This is a genomic window from Tenacibaculum mesophilum (genome assembly GCF_003867075.1).
Taxonomy (GTDB): Bacteria; Bacteroidota; Bacteroidia; order Flavobacteriales; family Flavobacteriaceae; genus Polaribacter; species Polaribacter mesophilus.
This window is the reverse complement of record NZ_CP032544.1, coordinates 1,701,163-1,720,000: the sequence shown is the minus strand read 5'-3', so window position 1 is coordinate 1,720,000 and position 18,838 is coordinate 1,701,163. Positions and strand designations below refer to the sequence as shown.

Sequence of the window (18,838 nt, the reverse complement as noted above, 5' to 3'; positions counted from 1 at the left end):
AAAATAGCGATGTTATCATATTCATCAGGTGCTTCAGGTAAAGGAGAAGATGTAGATACTGTTAGAAGAGCTACTGAAATTGTGAAGGAAAAACGTCCAGACTTAAAAGTAGAAGGACCAATTCAGTATGATGCAGCAGTTGATCCTTCCGTAGGAAAAAAGAAATTACCAAATTCGGAAGTAGCGGGGCAAGCCAATGTGTTAATCTTTCCTGATTTGAATACAGGAAATAATACTTATAAGGCAGTACAGCGAGAAACAGGAGCTTTGGCTATTGGACCAATGTTGCAAGGGCTAAATAAACCTGTAAATGATTTAAGTAGAGGTTGTACCGTTGATGATATTTTTAATACCGTAATTTTAACTGCAATTCAAGCACAAGAATAGCTTGTTTATTAATAAAAAATAGATGAAAGTTTTAGTCATAAATTCAGGAAGTTCCTCAATAAAATATCAATTATTTCAAATGCCTCAGCAAGAAGTACTTTGTTCAGGGTTGATAGAAAGAATTGGTTTAGAACTTGGAAAAGTTCACTATAAATCTAACAATATAAAAGTAGAAAAAGAAGTAATTATCGCAAACCATAAATCTGGTTTAGAAAAGGTTGTTGATTTATTATTGGATAAAAAAGTAGGAGTAATTTCTTCTACAGATGAAATTAAAGTTGTTGGGCACAGAGTAGTGCATGGTGGAAGTACTTTTACAAAAACGGCTATAGTAACTGAAGAGGTTAAAAAGAAAATAGAATCGTTATTTTCATTAGCACCTTTACACAATCCTGCAAACTTGGAAGGGATTAAGGTTTCTGAGTCTATTTTTAAAGATGCACAACAAGTAGCGGTTTTTGATACAGCATTTCACCAAACCATACCGGTTGAAGCGTATAAATACGCAATACCTACTAAATTATTAGAAGAGTATGGAATACGTTTGTACGGTTTTCATGGAACAAGTCATAAATATGTGTCAGAAAAAGCAAATGAGTATCTTCAAAAAAAACATTCAAAAATTATTACGATTCATTTAGGAAACGGATGTAGTATTACTGCGGTTGAAAATGGAAAAAGTATTGACCATAGTTTAGGTTTTAGTCCTGTAACAGGTTTAATTATGGGAACAAGATCTGGTGATATTGACCATTCTTTAATTTTTTATCTAACAAATAATTTGGGATATGATATTAATGATGTTAATAACATGTTGCAAAAAGAAAGTGGAATGTTGGGTTTAACAGGGTTTAGTGATTTACGAGATATTGAAGCTGCTGCTGCCAAGGGTAATAAAAAATGTCAATTAGCCTTGGAAATTAATGCTTATAGAATTAAAAAATATATAGGTTCGTATGTTGCGGTAATGAACGGTTTAGATGCAGTTGTTTTCACAGCGGGTATTGGAGAAAATTCTTATGTAATTAGAAAGTTAGCCTGTACTAATATGGAATATTTCGGAATTGAATTAGATGATGAAAAAAATGTTATTAGATCTAAACAAATAAGGGAGATAAATAAAGAAACTTCAAAAGTAAAAGTGCTAGTAATTCCAACTAATGAAGAGTTAGAAATAGCAAAGCAAGCGTACGAATTATTATAATATGAATTATAACTACTCTTATTTAGTACGGTTTCAATATTTAGGGTTTCGTTTACACGGTTGGCAAAAACAACCTAATTTAAAAACAGTTCATTTTTTTGTTGACAAGACATTAAAGTTTGTGTGTAAAGGAATTCGTTGCAAGTCAGTAGGAGTTGGGAGAACGGATGCAAAAGTTTCATCGACTGACTATTGTTTTCAGTTGTTTATTGATGAAAAATTAGACGAATCTTTTTTTATTGAAGATTTTAATCGCAATTCACCTTCTGATATTCGAGTGTTAGCTGTAGAGCAACTTCACGATGAAGAGTTTAATATCATTCAGCATCCTAAAGTAAAAGAGTATCGTTATTATTTTTCCTTTGGAGAGAAAAATCATCCCTACTGCGCTCCTTTTTTAACGGGGTATTTAGATGAATTAGATGTTGAATTGATGAAAGAAGGTGCACAGTTGTTTGAAGGTTTTCATAATTTTAAACATTATTGCACCAAACCATCAGCAGAAACCAAAGTAGCGCGTAGTATTGATGTATGTAAAATAGAAGAAAATACGGAATTATCCGCTTCTTTTTTTCCGGAGAAAAGTTTTGTGTTGGTTATTAGAGGGAGTGGGTTTTTACGGAATCAAATTCGTTTGATTATGGGAGCTTTAGCTGAATTAGGAAAAGGAAATTATGATTTAGAGTTCATCAAAAAAAGTTTGAGTCCTGAAAATAGTGATATAGACTTTATGAAAACCATCGCACCAGCTTCTGGACTACATTTACATAAAGTAGAATTTAAAAAATAAAGCTTGTCAATTGACAAGCTTTATTTTTACAAAATATGTTTAATTAGAGTTAATCTCTAATTAAACTTCTTGAGATTACAATTTTCTGAATTTCTGAAGTTCCTTCATAAATTTGAGTAATTTTAGCATCACGCATTAAACGCTCTACATGGTATTCTTTTACGAAACCATTACCTCCATGAATTTGAACAGCTTCAACAGTTTGTTCCATTGCTACTTTAGAAGCATATAATTTTGCCATAGCACCTTCACGATCATAGTTTTCACCAGCATCTTTTTTGCAAGCAGCAGCCATTACTAAGTGACGAGCCGCAGCAATTTCTGTATACATATCAGCTAATTTGAAAGCGATAGCTTGGTGATTGCAAATTTCAGTACCAAAAGCTTTACGCTCTTTAGAGTATTTTAAAGCTAATTCATAAGCTCCTGAAGCAATACCTAATGCTTGAGCAGCAATACCAATACGTCCACCAGATAAAGTTTTCATGGCAAATTTGAATCCAAATCCGTCTTCACCAATGCGGTTTTCTTTAGGAACTTTTACATCGTTAAATTGTAACGTGTGAGTATCAGAACCACGGATTCCTAGTTTATCTTCTTTAGGTCCAACGTGGAAACCTTCCATACCTTTTTCAACAATAAAAGCATTGATTCCTCTATGACCTTTAGCTCTATCTGTTTGAGCGATTACTAAATAAGTATCAGCACGTCCACCGTTAGTAATCCAGTTTTTAGTACCATTTAATAAATAGTAATCTCCTTTGTCTTCAGCGGTAGTTGCTTGTGAAGTAGCATCAGAACCAGCTTCTGGTTCACTTAAACAAAACGCACCTATTTGCTCACCAGTAGCTAATTTTGTTAAATATTTTTGTTTTTGTTCTTCAGTACCATAAGCTTCTAAACCATAACATACTAATGAATTGTTTACAGAAACCATTACTGAAGCAGAAGCATCAATTTTTGATAATTCTTCCATAATTAATACGTAAGAAACAGCATCCATTCCACTTCCTCCATATTTAGGATCTACCATTACTCCCATAAATCCTAACTCACCCATTTTGCGAACTAGTTCATTAGGAAACTCTTGTTTTTCATCTCTTTCTATAACTCCTGGCAATAATTCGGTTTGAGCAAAATCACGTGCAGCATCACGAATCATTAAATGCTCTTCTGTAAGGTTAAAATCCATTATCTATTTTATATTTTGTTAAATTCGTAAAAAATGTGTTCAAAGATACTTTTTTAATAGCAATTTTTCAATAGACTTGTTATTTTTACTTTATGCAAGACAACTATATTTATTGTATTGGATTAATGTCAGGAACTTCTTTAGATGGAATAGATTTGGCATATATAAAAATGCATGAAAATTTATACGAAGATTTTAGAATTATACAGGCAGAGACAGTATCATATTCTAATGAATGGAAGAAAAAACTGCAAGAAGCTATAAATTACGATGAGAAAGATTTACAAATTTTAGATGTTGATTATGGTGAATTTTTGGGGAGTATATTGAATAATTTTATAAGAGAACACCGTATTTCTAAATTAAATTTTATAGCGTCTCACGGGCATACAGTTTTGCATCAACCAGAAAACGGAATTACCTTACAAATAGGAAATGGACAAGTCATAGCAAATGTTACTCAGCAAAAAGTAGTATGTGATTTTAGAACTCAAGATGTAACGTTAGGTGGACAAGGAGCTCCTTTAGTGCCTATTGGAGATAGACTATTATTTACTGATTATGATTACTGTTTAAACTTAGGAGGTTTTGCTAATATCTCTTATGAAGAAAATAAACAAAGAATAGCTTTTGATATTTGTCCTGTGAATATTGTACTGAACCATTACACACGTAAAATAGACTTAGAGTATGATAATGAAGGGGAAATAGCCTCAGAAGGGAAAATTAATATGGGATTATTAAGACGATTGAACGAGCTTTCCTTTTATCAAGATATTCCTCCAAAATCTCTAGGATTAGAATGGGTACAGTCAACTATTTTTCCTTTAATAGATAAAGAGGAAGCAGATATATCAACTATTCTAAGAACTTTTGTAGAACATGTAGCGATGCAAATAGGTAATGTTGTTAAAAATGATGCTACTATTTTAGTAACAGGAGGAGGAGCGTTCAATACGTTTTTAATGAAGAGAATAGAGTTTTTTGCACAGACAAAAATAAAACAAGTAAGTACAGAACTCATTGATTACAAAGAAGCTTTGATTTTTGCGTTGTTAGGAGTGCTAAAGACCCAAAACAAAGTAAACTGTTTACAGTCAGTTACTGGGGCAAAGAAGGATCATTCTTCAGGTAATATTTTTTATCCGCAGAAATAATTTAAAGTATTTGAGTAATGTTGTTTTTTATGATAAATTTGTTCGGTAACAACTACACACTAAAACCTATAGTATAATGAATCAACTTTAGCTTCCCCACAGGGGAATAATTACAACGAATTTTTTGAACATGAAAAAGAAACAAGTAAAGTTGAAAATCATCTATTATAACATTAAACAATGAAAGAATTATTAAAGCAATACGAAGAAAAGCAACCAGAAATAGTATTTAATTGGAAAGACCCTGAAACAGAAGCAGAAGGTTGGACAGTTATTAATTCATTAAGAGGAGGTGCTGCTGGTGGTGGTACACGTATGCGTAAAGGATTAGATAAATATGAAGTAATGTCACTTGCTAAAACTATGGAAGTGAAATTTACGGTATCGGGGCCAGCAATTGGAGGAGCAAAATCAGGAATTAATTTTGATCCACAAGATCCTCGTAAAAAAGGAGTTTTAGAGCGTTGGTATAAAGCTGTTGCACCATTATTAAAAAACTATTATGGAACAGGAGGAGATTTAAACGTTGATGAAATCCATGAAGTAATTCCGATTACAGAAGATAGTGGAGTTTGGCATCCGCAAGAGGGAGTTTTTAATGGACATTTCAAGCCTACCGAAGCAGATAAAATTAACCGTATTGGTCAGTTACGTCATGGAGTTATTAAAGTGTTAGAAGATGAAAGTTTATCACCAAGCGTAGCCAGAAAATATACAGTAGCTGACATGATTACTGGATATGGAGTTGCGGAAGCAGTTCGTCATTACTACGATATTTATGGAGGAACAGTAGAAGGAAAGCGTGCTGTAGTACAAGGTTTTGGTAATGTGGGTTCAGCCGCAGCGTATTATTTAGCACAAATGGGAGCTAAAGTAGTAGGAATTATTGATCGTGTTGGAGGAGTTATTAAAGAAGAAGGATTCTCTTTTGAAGAAATTCAAGAAATGTTTTTAAATAAAGATGGGAATACGTTAGTATCTGAAAACATGATTCCTTTTGAAGAGATGAATGAGCGTGTTTGGAATCTTCCTTGTGAAGTTTTCGCACCGTGTGCAGCTTCAAGGTTAGTTAATCAAGAGCAAATTAACCAGATGATAAATTCAGGATTAGAAGTTATTTCTTGTGGAGCAAATGTTCCATTTGCAGATAAAGAAATTTTCTTTGGATCTATTATGGAAGATACTGATAAAAAAGTGAGTTTGATTCCAGACTTTATTTCAAACTGTGGTATGGCAAGAGTATTTGCATACTTTATGGAGCGAAGAGTAGAAATGACAGATCAAGCTATTTTTGAAGATACATCAAATACTATTAAAAAAGCCTTACAAAGGACACATGCTAAAAGTGCTGCAAAAACTCAAATAAGTGAAACAGCTTTTGAAATAGCATTAAAAGAACTGGTATAAAGTTCTTTTTTATGACTTCAGAAATACTGTTATTAAGTAATTAAACATAATAAAAGTAAAAGTCTTCCTTCATTGTTAAAAGTAGGGAAGACTTTTTACATCAAACAATTTTAAGTAAAAGAAATCGTTAGTTAAATAGCGAAAACATAATATAAATTCTAATTTAGTATTCATGCTATTATTTCAAGAAACTCAGGAGTTGGTAGAAGAAGTACCTCAAGAAAAAACGTTATCAATCTATAATTTAATTATGGATGGAGGTGTAGGCGGTCAAATTATTATCGCTTTGTTATTCGTGTTGTTAGCCGTGGCTCTTTACATTTATTTTGAACGTTTTTTTGCTATTAAAGAAGCATCAAAAGTAGATGTTAATTTCATGGATCAAATTAGAGATCATGTAACGAACGGAAGAATAGATAGTGCTAAATCACTTTGTGATAATACAGTTACGCCAACGGCCAGATTAATAGGGAAAGGGATATCTAGAATAGGAAAACCTTTGGAAGATATTAATACTGCAATAGAAAATGCAGGAAAACTAGAGGTTTACAAGCTAGAAAGAAATGTGTCAGTATTAGCAACAATAGCAGGAGCTGCTCCAATGATAGGTTTTTTAGGAACTGTAATTGGAATGATTGTTGCGATTCATGAAATAGCAAATTCAGGAGGGCAAATAGATATTAAAATGCTATCGGATGGTTTATATACAGCAATGACAACGACAGTTGCTGGGTTAATTGTAGGAATTATTGCATATATCGCTTACAATCATTTGGTAGTACGTACCGATAAGGTTGTTTATCAAATGGAAGCAAAATCTGTTGAGTTTTTAGACTTACTAAACGAGCCAGTATAATGAATTTACGAGGAAGAAATAAAGTCAATCCAAACTTCAATATGTCATCAATGACTGATATTGTTTTTTTGTTGTTGATATTTTTTATGTTAACATCAACATTGGTTACAGTAAGTGCCATTGATGTCTTGTTGCCTAAAGCTGGAGGTAAAACAGAGAATAATACATCAGTAGCGGTAACTATAACTAACGATGCGTTGTTTTACATAGATAAAACAAAAGTTAGTAACGTAAATTTAGAAAGAGAGTTGTTAACTAAGGTAGGCGTAGATAAAAAGAAAACAGTGGTTATTCGTGGTGATCAAAATGTGCAGTATAAAAATGTAATGCAGGTGATTGATATTGCGAATAGAAACAAGTTAAAAATGATTTTAGCTGTTAAAGGTAAATAAATGACAGTTTTAGATACTCAACATAAACGTAAATCAGCTATTATTACAGTAATTATTCTGATATTATTTGTTATTGGAATACTCAATTACGGAATGAAATATCTCGATCCACCTATTGAATATGGTCTAGCGATTAATTTTGGTACCTCTGAAGTAGGAAGTGGAGAGCCTGTTGAAAAAACTAAAGCACAAGCAACATCACAACAAGAAGAGGTTGTTGAAGAGCAAGTAGAAGAAACCCCAGAGGAAACAATAAAAGAAGAAATTATTACAAATGATACTGCTGAAGAAGTTCCAGTGGTTGAAAAAAAGGTTGAAAAGAAAGAAGCTGTAAAAGAAACTTCCAAAGAAGAAAAGCCTAAAGAAAAAAAGAAGCCTAAGCCATCAAAAGAAACAACTGATGCTTTAAATAGTTTGTTAAATGGAACATCAAAAGATGGAGCGAATTCTGGCGAAGGAGATGATAAAAAATCTGGTGTAAAAGGAAATGAAAATGGAGACCCAAATTCAGATAAATATTACGGGAATTCAGGAAGTGGTTCAGGAGGTAATTATAACCTAGCAGGAAGAAAAGCTTTGTCAAAACCTATTCAAAAACCAGACTGTCAAGAAGAGGGTACGGTAGTTGTAAGTATTGAGGTTGATCGAAATGGAAAAGTAATTAAAGCAACTCCAGGAGCTAAAGGAACTACAAATTCAGCATCATGTTTATACGATGCAGCAAAAAAAGCAGCATTAAAAACAAAATGGAATGCAGATGGAAATGCACCATCAAAACAACGAGGAACAGTTATCTACAAGTTTTCTCTTTCAAAATAACATACCTTTGCAGAATAATTAAAAAGAATAGCTCTTCAATAAGTATATATTACAATTATTGAAGAATTAACAAATATAAATACATGAAATTAACTGTTATTGGAACAGGATATGTAGGGTTGGTATCAGGAACTTGTTTCTCAGAAATGGGTAATAAAGTAACCTGTGTAGACATAGACCAAGAAAAAATAAACAAACTTCACCAAGGAATTATTCCTATCTACGAACCAGGGTTAGAAAAGATGGTACTGAAGAATGTAAATAATAAAAACTTGTTTTTTACCACGAAGTTAGAAGAAGTAATTAATGAGTCTGAAATTATTTTTATAGCAGTAGATACTCCAATGGATAAGGATGGTTCTGCTAATTTACAAGATGTATTGACAGTGGCTAAAGAGGTTGGTCAGAAAATGAAAAAAAAATTAATTATTGTTAATAAATCTACCGTGCCAGTAGGAACAGCTGAGAAAGTAAAATCGAGGATTAAAGAAGAGCTTGATAAAAGAAAATTAACTATTGATTTTGAAGTGGTGTCAAATCCCGAATTTTTAAAAGAAGGAGATGCCATTAATGATTTTATGAAGCCAGATAGAGTGGTAATAGGAGCTGAATCTGAATACGCACTGAAAAAAATGAAAGAATTATATAGTTCATTTTTTAGAACACATGATCGTTTTATAACAATGGATGTTCGCTCTGCTGAAATGACAAAGTATGCGGCTAATGTGATGCTAGCTACTAAAATATCTTTTATGAATGAAATTGCAAATATTTGTGAATTGGTTGGGGCGGATGTAAATAATGTGAGAGTAGGTATTGGTTCTGATTCAAGAATAGGATATAGTTTTATTTATCCTGGAGCAGGATACGGAGGGTCTTGTTTTCCAAAGGATGTGAAAGCTTTAAAAAAAATTGCAGAAGATAATGGTTATGAAGCACAGTTAATTAAATCAGTTGAAGATGTAAATAACCGTCAAAAGCTTGTAATTGCTGAAAAAATAATCAAAAGATTTGGAGAGGATTTAACAGGTAAAATCTTTGGGCTTTGGGGGCTCGCATTCAAACCAGGAACCGATGATATGCGTGAGGCTCCAGCAATATATGTGATAAAGGAGTTAGTGAAAAGGGGGGCAAAGATCCAGGTTTATGATCCAAAGGCTATGGATGAGGCAAAAGCATTTTACCTAAGAAATGTTGACAATATAGTGTATAAGAAAACGAAGTATGAAGTTTTAACTAATGCAGAAGCATTAATTCTGTTAACAGAATGGAAAGAGTTTCGTTCTCCTGACTTTTCAGAAATCGAAAAACAATTAAATAAACCAGTTATTTTCGATGGAAGAAACCAATATAATAGTTATAATCTAGAAGAAAGAGGGTTTGAATATTATCAAATAGGAAAAAGTAGCGCCAGAATAGATGTTTATTAGATATAATTTATTTTTTTATTAAATGACTTATCAACAAGTATTAGATTGGATGTTTGCTCAGTTACCAATGTATCAACGTCAGGGACAAACAGCATTAAAAAAAGATTTAACTAATATCATAGCATTGTGTGATGAGTTAGATAATCCACAAGAAAAGTTTAAAACCATTCATGTAGGAGGAACGAATGGCAAGGGATCTACTAGTCACATGGTAGCTTCTATATTACAAGAAGCAGGTTATAAAGTAGGATTGTATACTTCACCTCATTTAAAAAACTTTACTGAACGAATTCGAATCAATGGAAAAGAAATTTCAAGAGATTCTGTGGTTAAGTTTATAGAAAAGAATAAAGTCTTTTTAGAAAAACAAGGGTTATCTTTTTTTGAAATGACGGTAGGAATGGCATTTGAAGAATTTGCGAATCAAAAAGTAGATATTGCGGTTATTGAAGTAGGTTTGGGAGGAAGGTTAGATTCGACAAATATTATTATGCCAGAAGTTTCGGTAATAACCAATATAGGACTGGATCATACTCAGTTTTTAGGAGAAACATTACCCGAAATAGCATTTGAAAAAGCAGGAATAATTAAAAAAAATATTCCAGTTGTTATAGGTGAACGTCAAAAAGAAACAGAAAAAGTTTTTATTACTAAAGCGAAAGAATGTAATACCTCAATTGTTTTTGCATCTGATAAAAAGCAAAATTATACGACTGATTTATTAGGTGAATACCAAAAACACAATGTAACGACGGCGATAACTACGATTCAGCAATTAAAAGAATTTGAAGTTTCTGAAGAAAATATTAAAAACGGATTGTTAAATGTGGTAAAAAACACCAACTTAAAAGGACGTTGGCAGGTGTTGCAAGAAAAACCAAAAGTGATTTGTGATACAGCACATAATAAAGAAGGATTGTTTTATACATTGGAACAATTAAAAAAAGAAAATTATAAGCAATTACATATTGTTTTAGGTGTTGTTTCAGACAAGGATTTGAGTGAAATTTTACCAATGTTTCCTGAAAAAGCAAAATATTATTTCTGTAAACCAAATATTCCTCGCGGGTTGCCAGTAGATAAATTAAAAGAGGAAGCAAGTGAGTTTGGATTGATGGGAGAGGTGTTTTGCTCTGTGAGTCAGTCACTTGAGAAAGCAAGAGTAAATGCCTCTAAAGAAGATGTAATCTATGTTGGAGGAAGTACATTTGTAGTGGCAGAAATTTTATAGAAAAAAATGTAAAAAAAATATTGTTAATCTCTAAAACTGTTATATATTTGCACCCGCAATTAACAAGTAAGGGCGCGTAGCTCAGTTGGTTCAGAGCACTTGGTTTACACCCAAGGGGTCAGGGGTTCGAATCCCTTCGCGCCCACAACTCTTACAAAAGTTTAATTGCAAACGGGCGCGTAGCTCAGTTGGTTCAGAGCACTTGGTTTACACCCAAGGGGTCAGGGGTTCGAATCCCTTCGCGCCCACTGAAAGTCTCATCTTTTTAGGTGAGACTTTTTTGTTTTGTAGTCTTTTGTTCATGCAATTTTTCGTAGTTTTGTGAACTTGAAAAATGTACAGTTACTATTGGCTAGGTAAAGAAGCTTAGATAAGGGGTCTTTAGGAGTGTAAGTGATAATGGGTAGAGAAGTAAATGTAAAGGATAGAAGGTTAACTAGTAGTTGGAAGTAAAAAATATTAATTGTAAAAAAAAGAACATTGAAGATTAAGGTTTTATTACAGGTGGTTTTTGTTGCTTTTTTGGTATTAGCTAATACTGAAATGAAAGCTCAAGAAATTCAAAATCAAATCAGTCAAATACAAATTGATGATTTATCTGATGAACAAGTAGCTAAGTACTGGGAAAAAATAAAAGAAGAAGGATATACTCTAGATCAGGCTTTAGCAATAGCAAAAACAAGAGGAATGTCCGAATTACAAGCTCAAAAGCTTAGAGCAAGAATAGAGACGCTTAAAAGTAAACCATTAAATAAAAAAGAGGAAAATGAAGAAGAACTACAAGAAGAAGTAGATAGTACTCAACTTCTTTTTGGGTTAACAGGAGAAGAAGAAAAAAAGGAAGAAAAAAAAGAAGAACTCTTCGGATATGACTTTTTTAATAATCCTAATATTTCGTTTACACCAAATTTAAATATAGCTACACCAGAGAATTATATAATAGGAGCGGGAGATGTAGTTTCAATTGATCTTTGGGGTGCTGCAGAGGTAAATTATGAGAAAAAAGTAAACAAACAAGGAGCAATAAATGTAGAAGGTGTTGGTTATATTCAATTAATAGGATTACCAGTTAGTGCTGCAAAATCTAAAATAAAAAACTACCTAAAAAGAATCTATGCAGGAATAGGAGCTTCTTCTGGTAGTTATAATAAAGTAAATATAGCTGTTTCTATAAAAGAAGTAAGAAATGTTCAAGTGAATATTGTAGGAGAAGTGAAGGTCCCAGGGTCATATTCAATTAGTGCTTTATCCACAGTATTAAATGCTTTATATGCAGCAGGAGGGCCAACAAAGAATGGTACTTTCAGAAGGATCCAGCTTTTTAGGAGAGGAGTGAAGGAAGCTGATTTTGATTTTTATCAGTTTTTAGTAAATGGTTCAGAAGAAGGAAACATAACGGTTCAAGATCAAGATGTTATAATAGTAAAACCTTATGAAAGTAAAATTACTATTGAAGGGGCCGTTAAAAGACCAGGTATTTTTGAGATGAAAACTGAAGAAAGTGTAAAAGACTTATTAAATTATTGTAGTGGTTTCACTTCAAATGCATATAAACAAAAAGTTGTTATAGAGAGAATTAAAGGGGTTCAAAAAGAGATTGTAGAGGTTTCAAAAGATAATTTTGATTTAGTTAAAATAAAAGACGGAGATTATATCAAAGTAAATGAAATAGTAGACGAGTTTTTGAATAGAGTTAGTATTGGTGGGGCTGTTTTTCAGCCTGGTAACTACGAATATAAAGAAGGAATGACTGCTTCTAACTTGTTGCTAAAAGCTGAAGGGGTAACCAAAGAAGCCTTTTTAGATAGAGGTATTATTGTAAGAACACATGATAAGAGTAATAAGGAAACGCTATCTTTCTCTCCAAGAAAGGCAATGGAAAATAAAGAACATATACTCTTAAAGGAAAGTGATAGTATTTACATTTTTACGAAAGAGGAGTTGAAAGAAAAAGAGTTTATTACTATTAATGGAGCAGTGAATAAAGAAGGAGAGTTTGACTATATGAAAGGAATGCGTGTTGAGGATTTAATAGTATTGGCGGGAGGATTGAAAGATGGGGCGGATGCAAGTATGATTGATGTATCTAGAAGACTGAAAGATGGAAGTTTTGAAACGGTTAGTGAAAATTTTGATTTAAGTGCAAGTAAAAATCTAGGTACTGATCATTTAGATAATTTTGTGCTAAAACCGTTTGATATTGTTTCTGTAAGATACTTAAAAGGGTATACAGAACAAAAAAGAGTAACTATTACTGGTGAAGTTAATTTTGAAGGAGAGTATTCAATTGGTCAAAAAAACCAAAGAATTTCTGATTTAATAGAACAAGCTGGAGGTTTAACAAAGTATGCTTATGTAGAAGGAGCTTTTTTAACTAGAAAAAATAACGAAGAGGAAGATGAAAAACAGTCAGTTTTTATAGCTGATTTTGCACAAAGAGATTCGTTAGCTAGCAATGTTGAAGAACGTATACAGAAGAAAAAAGATTTTAAAATAGGAATAGAGTTACAAAAAATATTAGCCTCAGGAGGGAAAAAATCAAAGTATGATATAATTTTAGAAGAAGGAGACGAGTTATTTATCCCTTCTGAAAGACAAACGGTGAAGGTTGAAGGAGAGGTGTTGTCACCATCATTGGTGAGATATGAAAAAGGGAAATCATTTAAACATTATATAGAAAACTCTGGAGGTTTTTCTGAAAATGCGAAAAAGAGTAGAGCATATATAGTGTATGCAAACGGAGATATTAGAACAACAAAAAAGTTTTTGTTCTTTAAATCATATCCAGATGTAAAACCAGGTGCAGTTATTTTAGTACCTAAAAAACCTGAGGTAACAAATAAAGTTACAACCCAACAAGTAATAGCTATAACTACAGGGTTAGCAACATTAGGAGTATTGGTAAAAACATTAACGGAGAAATAACTATAGTAAACTATGGAAAGTAAAACTAAATATACTTCTAATGATGAAATAGATTTATTAGATATATTTAAAACTATCTGGGAAGGACGAAGAACGGTTGTCAAATTTCTTATAGTTTTTGTACTAATAGGTTTGTTTATAGCCGTTTTTTCAGGTAAAGAATATACGGCGACAACAATTGTGTTACCACAGAGCTCGAATAACAAAGTAGGAGGTAGTTTAGGTGGATTGGCAGCAATTGCAGGAATTAATTTAGGAGGTGGTAGTTCGGAAGGTATTCCACCTAGTCTATACCCTAAAGTGGTTCAAAGTATTCCTTTTCAAAAAGCACTTTTAGAGGCGCCTTTGAATTTTTCTAGTCTGGAAAAAGAAATTACCTATAAAGAATATTACACAGATTATCAAAAATTTAATTTATTATCTGCTATTAAGGAATACACTGTTGGATTACCAGGGAAAATACTAGGTTTATTTAAAAAGGGAAGAAGTACATTGCCGCAGCAGAGCGAGGTACAAGATTCTATATATGTAATGTCAATAGAGGAAAAAAAACTATTTGATTTATTACAAAGTCAATTTGTTTTAGATGTTAATGATAAAGAAGGTTTTGTTAAAATATCATTCTCAATGCCTGAAGCATTACCAGCAGCACAAATGACAAAAAAAACTCAAGAACTTTTACAAAAGGCTATAACAGAGTTCAAAATACAAAAAGCTAGAGAACAATATAAGTTTATAGAAGAGCGATACAAGGAAGTTAAGAAAGACTTTGTAAGGAAACAATCTATATTGGCTAGTTTTAGAGATAAAAATCAAGGTTTGATACTATCCCGTTCTCAATCACGTTTAGAAAGATTACAATCGGATTATAACCTAGCATACGAAGTATATTCTGAATTAGCAAAACAACTAGAGACTCAAAAAATTAAGTTGAAAGAAGATACTCCTGTTTTTACAGTGATAGAACCAGTAAGCGTACCTGTAATAAAATCAAAACCAAAAAGGCTTTTCATAATAGTTATATGGACTTTTATAGGTTTCATTATGGGGGTGTTGACTCTTTTTATAAAAGTTTTTTTTAATTCCCTTAAATATAGATTGAAAAGTGTAAGTTTTGAAAAAAGCTAGTGTAGAACTTATAAATAATTAAAAATGAGTAGAAAAATATGTATAGTTGGGCTTGGTTATGTAGGATTACCTTTAGCGCATGCATTTGCAGCAAAGAAATATAGTGTTGTTGGTTTTGATATTAATGATAGGAGGATAGAAGAATTAAATACAGGTTATGACAGAACCCAGGAAATAGAAAAAAATCAGTTAGATGATGTTAAAAGTTATATAAAATATACAGCGGATTTAAAGGAGGCTGAAGATTGTACAGTTTTTATAGTAACGGTTCCTACGCCCATAGATACTAACAATCGCCCTAACTTAACCCCTTTGATAGATTCTTCTAAATTAGTAGCTAGTGTTTTAAAAAAGGGAGACATTGTTATCTACGAATCCACAGTATATCCTGGAGTGACAGAAGAGGTATGTGTTCCTGAGTTAGAAAAGAATTCAAAATTAAAATTTAATAAAGATTTCTTCTGCGGTTATAGCCCTGAGAGAATTAACCCAGGAGATAAAGAACACACAGTAACAAAAATTCTTAAAGTAACTTCTGGTTCAACACCTGAGGTCGCAAATGAAGTTGATGAATTGTACAAATCAATAATTGTTGCTGGAACTCATAAGGCATCAAGTATTAAAGTTGCCGAAGCAAGTAAAGTCATAGAAAATACACAAAGAGATGTAAACATAGCTTTAATTAATGAATTAGCATTAATTTTTGATGCAATGGATATTGATACAAATGAAGTTTTAGAAGCGGCCGCAACAAAATGGAACTTTATTAAATTATCACCAGGCCTTGTTGGAGGGCATTGTATAGGTGTTGATCCTTATTATTTAACTTTTAAAGCTGAAGAGTTAGGATACAAACCTAATCTTATACTAGGTGCTAGACAGATAAATAATGGAATGGGGAAATATATTGCCGAGAATACGGTAAAAGTAATGATAGCTAATGACAAAAAGATCAATAAATCAGACGTACTAATTCTAGGAGTAACTTTTAAAGAAGATTGTCCAGATATGAGAAATACAAAAGTTGTAGATATTATTGAAGAGTTAAAGACATTTGGCTGTAATGTTGACGTATATGATCCATGGGTAGATCCAAATGGAGATTATAGTAGTTATAAACACGGAGTAATTGATAACCCTTTTAATTCAACAAAAAAATATGATTCTATAATTGTAGCAGTTGCTCACAAACAGTTTAAAGAGTTAACTGAAAATGATTATAAGAAAATATCAAAAAATGTACCTGTTATTATGGATATAAAAGGAATTGTAAAAAATCCAAATTGGAGATTATAAATGAAAAATTTTGCACTAATAGGGGCTTCAGGATATATTGCCCCAAGACACATGAAGGCGATTAAAGAAACTGGAAATAATTTGATAGCAGCGTTAGATCCCTATGATGGTATAGGGGTTATGGATAGTAACTTTCCTGAGGCAAATTTTTTCACCGAGTTTGAAAGATTTGATAGGTTTGTTGATAAATGGCATAGAGATAATACAGGAAAAAGAATAGATTATATTTCAATTTGTTCTCCTAATTATTTACATGATTCTCATATCAGGTTTGCCTTAAAAAATGGGGCAGATGCTATTTCTGAAAAACCTCTTGTATTGAATCCATGGAATATAGATCAATTAAAAATTATAGAAAAAGAATCGGGTAAAAAAGTTTATAACATACTTCAATTAAGGTTACACCCTTCAATAATAGCTTTAAAAGAAAAAGTAACTAAGGAGTTGGAATTAAACCCAAACAAGGTATATGACATAGATTTAACATATTTAACTTCTAGAGGAAAATGGTATTTTGTTTCATGGAAAGGTGACGAATCTAAATCTGGAGGTATTGCATCTAATATCGGAGTACATTTTTATGATATGTTATGTTGGATTTTTGGTGAAGTACAAGAAAATACGGTTCATTTAAAAGAGGCAGATGCAAATGCAGGAAGTTTTAGGCTTAAAAATGCAAATGTAAGATGGTTTTTATCTGTAAACTACGATTATATTCCAGAAGATGTTAAAATGAAAGGTTTACGTACTTATCGATCAATAACTGTTGACGGAGAAGAGATAGAGTTTAGTGGAGGTTTTACTGATTTACATACTCGTAGTTATGAGGAAATCTTGAAAGGAAACGGTTTTGGTTTAGATGAAGCTTATGGGTCTATTAGTACAGTATCCACAATTCGAAACTTAGATCCAATAGGATTAAAAGGGGAGTATCATCCATTTTGTAAAAAAGTTATAAATGGCTAAATATTTTGTACATGAGTCTTCTTTCATAGATAAAGATGTTAGTATAGGAGATAATACTAAGATATGGCATTTTAGTCATGTTTTATCGAAAAGCAAAATAGGAGAGAATTGTTCTTTCGGACAAAATTGCGTGATTGGCCCTAATGTCAAGGTAGGTAATGGCGTAAAAGTACAAAACAATATCTCTATCTATGAAGGAGTTGAAGTAGAAGATGATGTTTTTCTTGGACCATCAATGGTGTTTACCAATGTAGTTAATCCAAGAAGTTTTATTATCAGAAGAGAAGAGTTTAAAAAAACATTATTAAAGAAAGGTTGTTCGATAGGCGCAAACGCAACAATTATTTGTGGAGTTACAATCGGTGAGTATGCTTTAGTGGGGTCTGGGGCTGTTGTTAATAAAGATGTAAAACCTTACGCTTTAATCGTAGGTGTACCAGGTAAACAAATAGGTTGGGTAAGTAAAGCAGGAAATACATTAAAGTTTGATAAAGATAATAGAGCGATAGATACTTTCGATAATAGTGTATATAGAATTATAGATAATCAGTTAATCGAAGAAAAGTAGTAGAATGAAAATAGATTTTGCAAAACTTCAATATCAGTATCAATTATATAAAGAAGAAATAGACACTTCAATACAGGTGGTATTGAATAAATCTAATTATATAATGGGTGAAGAGGTTTCTGAATTAGAAAAATCTTTGGAAGCGTTTACTGGGGTTAAATATGCAATATCATGCTCTTCTGGAACAGATGCTTTATTGTTAGCAATGATGAGCTTAAATATTAAGCCAGGAGAAGAAATAATAACAACACCTTTTACTTTTGTAGCAACTGCTGAAACAATTGCTTTTTTAGGTTTCAAACCAGTGTTTGTTGATATTGATGAGAAAACATATAATATTGATTCTTCAAAGATAGAAGAAGCAATTACCACAAGAACAAAGGCTATTATGCCTGTTTCGTTATACGGACAACCAGCAAATATGGACGTTATTCAAAAGATAGCGGATAAACATGGTTTAAAAGTAATAATAGATGGTGCTCAATCATTTGGTTCAACATATAATGGTAAAACAGATAGTAATTTAGGAGATATTTCAACAACTTCTTTTTTTCCCGCAAAACCTTTAGGGTGTTTTGGAGATGGAGGAGCTGTATTTACTAATGATAGTAAGTTGGCAGAAAAAATAAAGTCATTACGACTACATGGCCAATCTAAAAGGTATCATCATAAGCATATTGGAATAGGAGGTAGATTAGATACTCTTCAAGCAGCTGTTTTAAATGTAAAGATGAAACATTATAGAAAAGATTTAAAATTAAGGCAAGAAGTAGCAGGTAATTATACTAAAACAATTGATAACTTTGATGTTATAAAACCATTTGTTGAAGAGAATTGTACTTCAGCATGGGCTCAATATTCTATTAGAGTAAAAAACAGGGAAGAGTTACAAGTAAAGTTAAAAGAAAACGGAATTCCTACAGCTGTTCATTACCCGATGCCATTACATTTACAGGAGTGTTTTGAATATTTAGGATACAATGAAGGTGACTTTCCTATTTCTGAACATGTTTCAAAAGAAATTTTAAGTTTACCAATGAACCCTTATTTGACTGAAGAAGAAATAAAATATATTTCGACTAGACTATAA

At 32.2% G+C, this 18,838-nt stretch carries 17 protein-coding genes and 2 tRNA genes (1 of these 19 cut by a window edge); 18 read left to right on the top strand and 1 reads right to left on the bottom strand.

The genetic code is table 11. The annotated features are described in order from the left end of the window. The 3 genes in view from pta to D6200_RS07890 are tightly spaced (at most 22 nt apart) and all read left to right on the top strand, a layout consistent with a single transcriptional unit that may run on beyond the window. Positions 1–387, top strand: the end of a protein-coding gene (gene pta / locus D6200_RS07900) for a phosphate acetyltransferase (protein WP_073184750.1). Its footprint begins 1,707 nt before the window's first position; only the last 387 of its 2,094 coding nucleotides appear in the window; its start codon lies off the left edge, out of view; the stop codon is at positions 385–387. Between the two features lie 22 nt (positions 388–409). Beyond that, a complete protein-coding gene (locus D6200_RS07895) occupies positions 410–1,591 on the top strand; it encodes an acetate/propionate family kinase (protein WP_073184748.1) in 1,182 nt (393 codons plus the stop codon). A 1-nt stretch (position 1,592) separates the two neighbouring features. Continuing rightward, entirely contained in the window at positions 1,593–2,381 is a 789-nt protein-coding gene (locus D6200_RS07890) for a tRNA pseudouridine synthase A (protein ID WP_073184746.1), read from the top strand. Between the two features lie 49 nt (positions 2,382–2,430). On the opposite strand, the gene D6200_RS07885 is transcribed toward D6200_RS07890, so the two are convergent. Further along, positions 2,431–3,573 (bottom strand): acyl-CoA dehydrogenase, encoded by a 1,143-nt coding sequence (locus tag D6200_RS07885; protein WP_073184744.1) that lies wholly within the window; start codon positions 3,571–3,573, stop codon positions 2,431–2,433. Positions 3,574–3,665: 92 nt separating this feature from the next. Between D6200_RS07885 and D6200_RS07880 the strand changes: the two genes are divergently transcribed. The 15 genes from D6200_RS07880 to D6200_RS07810 all read left to right on the top strand — a co-directional run bounded on the left by D6200_RS07880 (position 3,666) and on the right by D6200_RS07810 (position 18,838). After that, positions 3,666–4,730, top strand: a complete 1,065-nt coding sequence (locus D6200_RS07880; RefSeq protein WP_073184741.1) for an anhydro-N-acetylmuramic acid kinase — start codon at positions 3,666–3,668, stop codon at positions 4,728–4,730. Positions 4,731–4,910: 180 nt separating this feature from the next. Then, positions 4,911–6,137, top strand: a complete 1,227-nt coding sequence (locus D6200_RS07875) for a Glu/Leu/Phe/Val dehydrogenase dimerization domain-containing protein (protein ID WP_073184739.1) — start codon at positions 4,911–4,913, stop codon at positions 6,135–6,137. 172 nt (positions 6,138–6,309) lie between these two features. Continuing rightward, a complete protein-coding gene (locus tag D6200_RS07870) occupies positions 6,310–6,993 on the top strand; it encodes a MotA/TolQ/ExbB proton channel family protein (RefSeq protein ID WP_047790255.1) in 684 nt (227 codons plus the stop codon). Continuing rightward, the gene (locus D6200_RS07865; RefSeq protein ID WP_047790254.1) at positions 6,993–7,385 is read left to right on the top strand and encodes an ExbD/TolR family protein; all 393 of its coding nucleotides are present in this window, start codon (positions 6,993–6,995) and stop codon (positions 7,383–7,385) included. The genes D6200_RS07870 and D6200_RS07865 overlap by 1 nt, the downstream gene beginning before the upstream one ends. After that, a complete protein-coding gene (locus D6200_RS07860; protein ID WP_073184737.1) occupies positions 7,386–8,204 on the top strand; it encodes an energy transducer TonB in 819 nt (272 codons plus the stop codon). An 83-nt stretch (positions 8,205–8,287) separates the two neighbouring features. Continuing rightward, entirely contained in the window at positions 8,288–9,634 is a 1,347-nt protein-coding gene (locus tag D6200_RS07855; RefSeq protein ID WP_047790252.1) for a UDP-glucose dehydrogenase family protein, read from the top strand. A 22-nt stretch (positions 9,635–9,656) separates the two neighbouring features. After that, on the top strand, positions 9,657–10,865 hold the full coding sequence (locus D6200_RS07850) for a bifunctional folylpolyglutamate synthase/dihydrofolate synthase (protein WP_073184734.1): 1,209 nt from the start codon (positions 9,657–9,659) through the stop codon (positions 10,863–10,865). Positions 10,866–10,935: 70 nt separating this feature from the next. Beyond that, a tRNA-Val gene (locus tag D6200_RS07845) sits at positions 10,936–11,010 on the top strand. Positions 11,011–11,038: 28 nt separating this feature from the next. Then, a tRNA-Val gene (locus tag D6200_RS07840) sits at positions 11,039–11,113 on the top strand. A gap of 232 nt (positions 11,114–11,345) precedes the next feature. Next, positions 11,346–13,790, top strand: a complete 2,445-nt coding sequence (locus tag D6200_RS07835) for an SLBB domain-containing protein (protein WP_125064397.1) — start codon at positions 11,346–11,348, stop codon at positions 13,788–13,790. A gap of 12 nt (positions 13,791–13,802) precedes the next feature. Beyond that, positions 13,803–14,918, top strand: a complete 1,116-nt coding sequence (locus tag D6200_RS07830) for a Wzz/FepE/Etk N-terminal domain-containing protein (protein ID WP_047790250.1) — start codon at positions 13,803–13,805, stop codon at positions 14,916–14,918. Between the two features lie 24 nt (positions 14,919–14,942). After that, the gene (locus D6200_RS07825; protein WP_073184732.1) at positions 14,943–16,214 is read left to right on the top strand and encodes a nucleotide sugar dehydrogenase; all 1,272 of its coding nucleotides are present in this window, start codon (positions 14,943–14,945) and stop codon (positions 16,212–16,214) included. Further along, positions 16,215–17,180 carry a Gfo/Idh/MocA family protein gene (locus D6200_RS07820; protein ID WP_047790248.1) on the top strand — a complete coding sequence of 322 codons (966 nt, stop codon included), beginning with the start codon at positions 16,215–16,217 and terminating at the stop codon, positions 17,178–17,180. It begins immediately after the preceding gene. Next, positions 17,173–17,748 (top strand): acyltransferase, encoded by a 576-nt coding sequence (locus D6200_RS07815; protein ID WP_047790247.1) that lies wholly within the window; start codon positions 17,173–17,175, stop codon positions 17,746–17,748. The genes D6200_RS07820 and D6200_RS07815 overlap by 8 nt, the downstream gene beginning before the upstream one ends. 4 nt (positions 17,749–17,752) lie before the next feature. Further along, the gene (locus D6200_RS07810; protein ID WP_073184729.1) at positions 17,753–18,838 is read left to right on the top strand and encodes a DegT/DnrJ/EryC1/StrS family aminotransferase; all 1,086 of its coding nucleotides are present in this window, start codon (positions 17,753–17,755) and stop codon (positions 18,836–18,838) included.